Below are 4,585 nucleotides of genomic sequence, written 5' to 3'. Positions count from 1 at the left end.
GGTGATATGCGGCTCGCGCACAACAAAAACGACATCTCGCCCCACATGTCGCTCAGTGATGAACCTTCGCACTTCATGCCGATAGGGTTCGGCGTCTGAATTGAGTCCGTGCCAGAACAGCAGCACCTCATCTCCGCACGTCATCATTGGATATGGCTTGACGGTGATGACGACCTTGCGCCAAGCGGGGTTGATCACCCCTGCCGTGGCCGCTGCCAGAAACGGGGCCGGCAATTTCGTCAGGGGTGCGAGCCGGGCTCGCGGGGCAGATGGGTAAGTGGTCATACATAGGCTCCAGTCCTTGGATAAAGGCACCGCGTTCATATCGCGGCACCCGATGAAGCCATTAAACCTCGACCGTCCCAAACCCACAGTCAGACAAGACGACCACGGGAGTGGCCTGGCGCCGGTGAAGTTGTAGCCGCAAGCGCCAAGGGCAATCGGAAGTATCCCGATACGCTCAGATCCGTCCGGCTCCAGTCCGACCCTTCCCACTTCTTCTATTCCGTTTTCAGCAGAGCACTGCGGTTTCTTCCTACACCGTCCAGCACAAGCCTGCATTAGAGTGACGTCGCGAATTCAACAGGAACCTCTTCGAAAAAGGTACGAACATGCAACGGAATGCAACCACTCAATTTCCCATCCTGCTGGTCCATGGGTTGTTCGGGTTTGACAGGGTCGGCGGCTTCGAACTCTTCCACGGGATCAAACAGGCATTACGCGCCGCCGGTGCCCGGGTGTTCATCCCCTATTTGTCAGCGACACATTCCAATGAAGCCCGTGGTGAACAACTGCTGGCACAGATCGATCGGATCCTGAGCGGCACCGGCGCCACCAGGGTCAACCTGATCGGTCACAGCCAGGGCGCGCTGGCCGCCCGATACGCCGGCGCTGTTGCCCCCGACAGGGTGGCCTCGGTGACCTCGGTCAGCGGCCCGAATCATGGCTCCGAACTGATTGATTTCCTCTACAAAGCCCTGACCCCAGGGCGCCTGCCAGAGCATGTGGCGGATAAAGTCGCCACGCTTTTTGCAGACTTCATCTCGCTGCTGGGCGGCCAGGCGCAACTGCCACACGCAGCCATCGCAGCACTGGCGGCGCTGACCACCGAAGGCGTAGGCGCGTTCAATGACAAATACCCCCAAGGCCTGCCCAAACACTGGGGCGGCAACGGAGCACAAAGGGTCAACGGGGTGCGCTACTACTCATGGAGCGGCACGTTGCCGGACTCCGAGAACGGAGCGTGCAATGCGATGGACCCACTGCAGGGTTTCTGCCGGGCCTTTTCCGAGTATTTCATCACCGAAGCCGGGCAGAACGACGGCCTGGTGGGACGCTTCAGCTCGCACCTGGGCAAGGTTATTCGCTCTGACTATCCACTGGACCACATGGACGCCATCAACCAGACAGCCGGTTGCAGCCGCAAGGGTACAGACCCGGTGGAGCTTTACGTGCGCCACGCCGAACGCCTGCGCAAAGCCGGCCTTTGATCGACAGACTCAAGGTTTTGACGCATTTTTGACAACAACCGGTCAGTGATTCCGGTAGGCTCAACACCTTTAAAGCTATTGAAAGGAATTTTACCCATGGCCAAAGCCACTGCCCGCCACATCCTGGTTTCCAGCGAAGAGAAGTGCAACGAACTCAAGGCTCAGATCGAAGCCGGCGCCGATTTCGCTGAAGTTGCCAAAGCCAACTCCTCGTGCCCGTCCAGCCGTCAGGGCGGCGATCTGGGTTCGTTCGGTCCAGGCCAGATGGTCAAGGAATTCGACACCGTGGTATTCAGCGCCCCGATCAATGTGGTGCAGGGTCCGGTCAAGACCCAGTTCGGCTATCACCTGCTGGAAGTGACCAGCCGCCAGGACTGATCCCGGCTTATCGACATAACGGCCCGCCCTTCGGTGGGCCGTTGTGTTTGTGTCAGGCCAAGGGGCTAGCGATCAAGGCGTAGCTCGCGTACAAATCGTGGTCATCTATCACCCGGCTTTAAGGCTGACAATGCGACTGGCGTTCCCTTCACTGCTGTTCACTGCCGTGGTCCTGCTGACAGGTGCCGCCGGTGTGGATGCCACACCGCAACATGCCCTGACGGTGTATGGCGAACCGGCCAAGTACCCCCAGGGCTTCAGCCACTTCGCCTATACCAATCCCCAGGCCCCCAAAGGCGGCACCATGCGCCGCTCGGCCATCGAGATCGGCCATTTCGACCACGTCCTGCCCTACATCGACAAAGGCATCGGCGTCAGCCAGATCGATGGAATGCTGTATTCGCCGCTGGCTCAGCGCTCGCTGGACGAGCCCTACACCGTCTATGGCCTGGTGGCGCAGAAGATGGAACGCGCCGACGATGGCCTGTCCTTGCGCTTCTATCTCAATCCCAAGGCCCGGTTTGCCGATGGCAAGCCCATCACCGCCGAGGACGTGCGCTACACCTTCGAGCTATTGATGACCCAGGGCAGCCTGCGGTATCGCACCCAGTTCGCCGCCGTCAAAGGCGTCGAAGTGGAATCCGAGCGCACCGTTCGCTTCGACTTCAAGAACAACGAAAACCGTACTCTGCCTCTGGACATCGCCACACTGCCGGTCTTTCCCGAGCACTGGTGGAAAACCCGCGACTTTGCCAGTGGAGGTGGCTACGAAGCCCCGCTGGGCAGTGGCCCCTATCGGGTGGGCCGGATCGACTCGGGACGCAGCATCACCTTCGAGCGCAACCCCGACTGGTGGGGCAAGGACCTGCCGGTCAGTCGCGGGCTCTACAATTTCGACCATTTCAGCATCGAGTATTTCGGCGATACCGATGTGGCGCGGCAGGTCTTGCGTGGCGGCGCTTATGACTACAATCGCGAGTTCTCCGCCACCGGTTATTCCATCGGCTATGACAGCCCGGCCCTGCATGACGGTCGCCTGCAAAAGGCCCACCTGGCCACCGAGGCTCCCCAAACAGCCCAAGGCTTCGTGTTCAACCTGCAAAAACCGCAGTTCCAGGATCGGCGTGTCCGCCAGGCCCTGGCCATGCTCTGGGATTTCGAGTGGAGCAACCGCCAGATGATGCGCAACCTCTATGTGCGCCAGCAGAGTTTTTTCTCCAACACCGACCTGGCCGCCCGGCAACTGCCCGATGCCGACGAACTGGCGATTCTCGAGCCGTTGCGCGGCAAAGTCCCAGAGGAAGTCTTCAGCCAGGTCTTCCACGCACCGAAAACCGACGGCAGCGGCGTGATCCGTGACAAACAACTGCAAGCCCTGGCACTGCTGCAACAAGCCGGCTGGAAACCCGACGGCGACCGCCTGGTCAATGCCGAGGGGGAAGCGCTGAGCTTCACGTTCCTGATCAGCCAGAACGGCCTCGACCGGCTGTTGCTGCCCTACAAGCGCACCCTGGCACAGATCGGCATCGACATGAGCATCCGGCGCATCGACGCCTCCCAATACGTCAATCGCCTGATGAGTCGCGACTACGACATGATCATCACCGGCTATCCCGTCAGCACTTCGCCGGGCATGGAGCTCTACAACTATTTCGGCTCGGCGGCGGCCAACGATCCGGGCGCCAACAATTACATGGCCTTGCAGAATCCGGCCGTCGATGCCCTGATCGACGGGCTGGTCAAAGCCACCACCCAACGCGACATGCTCCGCCATGCCCACGCCCTCGACCGGGTGCTGCAATGGAATTACTACTGGATCCCCAACTACTACCCGCCGGGCAGTTCGACCGTCTGGTGGAACCGCTTTGGCAGACCCAAAGTGCAGGCCAGCAATGACGAAGCCATCGAGAGCTGGTGGGAAATGAGCACCACACCGCTGACCAACGAGCAGATGGCCGCCGAACGCCTCAAACGCGGCTCCCCTGGAGGGCGGCATTGATGTGGGCCTATATCGCGCGGCGCTTGCTGCTGATCATTCCGACGCTGGTCATCATCCTGTTGGTGAACTTCGTCATCGTGCAGGCCGCTCCCGGCGGGCCGGTGGAACAGGCCATCGCCCAACTGCAAGGCATCGGCGGCGCCAGCGTCGGCAGTTCGGGCACTGCTATGACCGGCAGTTCGCGAGCCAGTCGCGGCCTTGATCCACAGCTGATCAAGGACATCGAAAAACAATACGGCTTCGACAAACCGGCCCACGAGCGTTTGTGGTTGATGCTCAGCAGCTACGCCCGAATGGACTTTGGCAAGAGCTTCTTTCGCGGCGCCACGGTGACCGACCTGATCCTGGAGAAGATGCCGGTGACCATTTCCCTCGGGCTCTGGGCCACGCTGATCACCTACCTGGTGTCAATTCCCCTGGGCATCCGCAAGGCCGTGCGCCATGGTTCGGCCTTCGATGTGTGGAGCAGCACGGCGATCATCATCGGCTATGCCATGCCGGCATTTCTGTTCGCCATGTTCCTGATTGTGATGTTTGCCGGCGGCACGTCATTGAACTGGTTTCCGGTGCGCGGGCTGGTGTCGGACAACTTCGAGTCGCTGTCGACACTGGGCAAGATCACCGATTATTTCTGGCATCTGGTCCTGCCGGTCACTTCGCTGGTGATCGGCGGTTTCGCCACCTTGACGATCCTGACCAAGAACTCGTTCCTCAACGA

At 60.4% G+C, this 4,585-nt stretch carries 4 protein-coding genes and 1 pseudogene; 4 read left to right on the top strand and 1 reads right to left on the bottom strand.

All coding sequences use genetic code 11. From position 1 onward, the window contains the following. Positions 1 to 285, bottom strand: a pseudogene (locus GSM73_RS26560) (hypothetical protein); the annotation flags it as partial. Positions 286 to 611: 326 nt separating this feature from the next. Here GSM73_RS26560 and GSM73_RS25535 point away from each other — a divergent pair. The 4 genes from GSM73_RS25535 to GSM73_RS25520 form a co-directional block, all read left to right on the top strand. Beyond that, entirely contained in the window at positions 612 to 1,490 is an 879-nt protein-coding gene (locus tag GSM73_RS25535; RefSeq protein ID WP_047227853.1) for a triacylglycerol lipase, read from the top strand. Positions 1,491 to 1,586: 96 nt separating this feature from the next. Further along, positions 1,587 to 1,868 carry a peptidylprolyl isomerase gene (locus tag GSM73_RS25530; protein ID WP_007898306.1) on the top strand — a complete coding sequence of 94 codons (282 nt, stop codon included), beginning with the start codon at positions 1,587 to 1,589 and terminating at the stop codon, positions 1,866 to 1,868. A 130-nt stretch (positions 1,869 to 1,998) separates the two neighbouring features. Then, positions 1,999 to 3,867 (top strand): extracellular solute-binding protein, encoded by a 1,869-nt coding sequence (locus GSM73_RS25525; RefSeq protein WP_107322667.1) that lies wholly within the window; start codon positions 1,999 to 2,001, stop codon positions 3,865 to 3,867. Beyond that, positions 3,867 to 4,585 (top strand): ABC transporter permease subunit (locus GSM73_RS25520; RefSeq protein ID WP_256677092.1); only part of this gene is annotated, 719 nt, incomplete at its 3' end. The genes GSM73_RS25525 and GSM73_RS25520, both read left to right, overlap by 1 nt.

The sequence above is a fragment of the Pseudomonas sp. PICF6 genome (assembly GCF_009831705.1).
Classification (GTDB): Bacteria; Pseudomonadota; Gammaproteobacteria; order Pseudomonadales; family Pseudomonadaceae; genus Aquipseudomonas; species Aquipseudomonas rhizophila.
This window is presented reverse-complemented; position numbering and strand designations above follow the sequence as displayed.

Coding starts and splice junctions, on each gene's coding strand:
- GSM73_RS25535 (WP_047227853.1), top strand. CDS start 612: ATGCAACGGAATGCAACCACTCAATTTCCCATCCTGCTGGTCCATGGG.
- GSM73_RS25530 (WP_007898306.1), top strand. CDS start 1,587: ATGGCCAAAGCCACTGCCCGCCACATCCTGGTTTCCAGCGAAGAGAAG.
- GSM73_RS25525 (WP_107322667.1), top strand. CDS start 1,999: ATGCGACTGGCGTTCCCTTCACTGCTGTTCACTGCCGTGGTCCTGCTG.